Here is a 2184-nt window from a genome sequence, read left to right as displayed (position 1 = left end):
GATCAGCACCGGAAAGGGCCAGATCGGGTGGTTCATCGGCAGCCCGGTGCAGGACGACGAAACGTCTTCGCCCGCCCGCATGGCATTGCGGGCGTTGATGTAGACGTTGAAGCTGCCCATGATCAACGCCCCCGTCGTGGGCTCGGGCAGGTTGAAGATGGTGGAGAGACCCTTGACGATCTGGAACATCGACAAGCCGCCGGCGGCAATCGAGCCAGCCATGATCGCCAGGGCCACGCCGCCCGTGGCGACCGTCGCGGCAACGACCGCGGCGCCGATCAGGGCACCGGCCACGGCTCCGGCGACCATCGCGGCCAACCCGAACCCGTGGGCTATTTCGTCTCCCAGACGTGCTGCAGCCTGTGCATCCATTGCGAAAATTTACCTTACTGGTTTGTACAACTGCACAGGGATGTATCGATGGCTCGCAGATCGTGGTCGCGGTTGGCGCAAGCGAATGGCCGTGCCAAGGTTCATTGCGCCTGCAGGTAAAGCAATGCCCGATGATATTTCGCGGCGCGCTCCAGGTCCTTGTCGCGCACGACAGGCAGCCGAGTGAGGTCAAGATTGTCGTGGATGTCCGCTATCTTCACTTGGGTCGCCAGTGGATTGGGACGAATCCGCGCAATGAATTGCTCATAGGACTCGCCCTCGCGCTTGGTCAGGCAGTCGATAGCCGTCACTGCGGCCTCGGGAATACCAAGCTTGCGCAGCTCATCCAGCGTGACATCGCCGTCTTCGACCACATCATGCAACAGGCTGACCAGTTGCTCTTCAAGCCCGTCGAACTTCATCATCAGGCGCAACGGGTGGAGGATGTAGGGCTTGCCGGCCTTATCCACCTGGCCCGCGTGGACCCTGGAAGCCAGGGCGATTGCAGCGTCCAGAATGCTCATTGGCGATCAAAGCCCTTCTCGTATGGTTCTTCGGACATTTCGCGACCTATTTGGGCTGCCGCTCTTGATGTGAGCTCCGCAGACCATTTTGCTGTGCAAGCGCGCCGCCGGTTTTCCATTGATCAAGACCGTGGCGCTGCCTTCGACGATCAGATGGCGGTGCCGCGGTTCGTTCCCGGCTGGACAATCAATAGCTCATCCAGCTCACGCTTTTTACAACGCGCCACAAACGGCAGCGCGGCATCCGGGTCACGCTTGAACAGCTCAAAAGTCGCCTGGTTGATTTCATAGTATTCCTCGTAGTCGGCCATGCCATTGCTAACCGGTATGGACACGTAGAACCGACCCGAGTCCTGTTCGATGCCCACGGAGAACATGTGCTCGCGACTGACCAGAACATCTTGGAATTTCATGATTTGCTTACCTCTACGGTCATAACGGCGTCCAACTGAAGTCTTTGGGCAAAATGCCCCCGGCATCGATGACCGCCTCGCTGGCACCAGTCGGCAGCTTGCCGCCAGGAATCCAGAACTCGTTGGCACCGGCCTCGTTACCTGAAGGAATCCGCAGGTTCATGTCTTTAGGCGCGGGAATATCGACCCGCACCAGGGTACTGCTTTCCAGGGTATTTTCTGGCAGCCCCAGCGCCTTCTCCAACGCCCGCTTGTCACCCTTGGCGTTGGCAACCAATTGATCGGCTTCAGCCTTGGGCATGAGGAATGTCGTGCCATCGCGCTGGGCGATGCCGTATTTGTCCAGGTTGGCCTTTGTGGTGAAGCGTGAGGCGCCGTTCTCGAACTGGGCCAAGTGTTCTTTCACATACCGGGGTGACAAGTACTTGTAGGCCTCGGGTCGCGACCCTTTCGGCATGGCCAGGATATCGGCCTCGGTGACGCCAGGCTTGTACTTGGGCGGCGGCAGTTCGGCAGGCTTGGCGGCCTTCGCCATTTTCGGGCTCAGCCCCAACATCGCCATGCCGGCGACACCTTGCAGCAGGTCCCGATAACCAGGCCCCAGGCGGTCACCTAAATCGCCGAGAAGCTCCATGCCTCCCACGATCAGTCCGCCCACCACCACGAACTCCACAAGCACGGCGATACCCGCCATGGCGGCCATGACCAACGCAGCACCTGCCGCCAACAACCCCAACACTTCCAACCCGGAATGCATCCACCCTTCAAGGTCCAGCACAAACGCCACCGACACCGTCGGCCCGCCGATAAAGGTGTTCGGGCTGCCCGTCTTGATGTGGGCACCGCAGACCATTTTGCTGTGCAGGCGCGCGGCC

3 protein-coding genes and 2 pseudogenes are annotated in these 2184 nt (G+C 60.2%); all 5 read right to left on the bottom strand.

Annotation, left to right across the window (positions count from 1 at the left end; genetic code table 11):
- A pseudogene (locus FHK92_RS27855) lies at positions 1-372 on the bottom strand (PAAR domain-containing protein); the annotation flags it as partial.
- A gap of 101 nt (positions 373-473) precedes the next feature.
- A complete protein-coding gene (locus tag FHK92_RS20265; protein ID WP_181289630.1) occupies positions 474-896 on the bottom strand; it encodes a GTP pyrophosphokinase in 423 nt (140 codons plus the stop codon).
- A 48-nt stretch (positions 897-944) separates the two neighbouring features.
- Positions 945-1049: pseudogene (locus FHK92_RS20260) on the bottom strand (PAAR domain-containing protein); the annotation flags it as partial.
- A complete protein-coding gene (locus FHK92_RS20255) occupies positions 1046-1309 on the bottom strand; it encodes a hypothetical protein (protein WP_181289629.1) in 264 nt (87 codons plus the stop codon). The gene FHK92_RS20255 and the pseudogene FHK92_RS20260, both read right to left, overlap by 4 nt.
- A 19-nt stretch (positions 1310-1328) precedes the next feature.
- A partial coding sequence (locus FHK92_RS20250) for a hypothetical protein (RefSeq protein WP_181289636.1) occupies positions 1329-2184 on the bottom strand: 856 nt, incomplete at its 5' end.

It is taken from the genome of Pseudomonas brassicacearum subsp. neoaurantiaca (genome assembly GCF_013608025.1).
GTDB lineage: Bacteria > Pseudomonadota > Gammaproteobacteria > Pseudomonadales > Pseudomonadaceae > Aquipseudomonas.
The sequence above is the reverse complement of the archived record's forward strand: the minus strand, read 5'-3'. Positions and strand labels throughout refer to the sequence as shown.

Coding starts and splice junctions, on each gene's coding strand:
- FHK92_RS20265 (WP_181289630.1), bottom strand. CDS start 896: ATGAGCATTCTGGACGCTGCAATCGCCCTGGCTTCCAGGGTCCACGCG.
- FHK92_RS20255 (WP_181289629.1), bottom strand. CDS start 1,309: ATGAAATTCCAAGATGTTCTGGTCAGTCGCGAGCACATGTTCTCCGTG.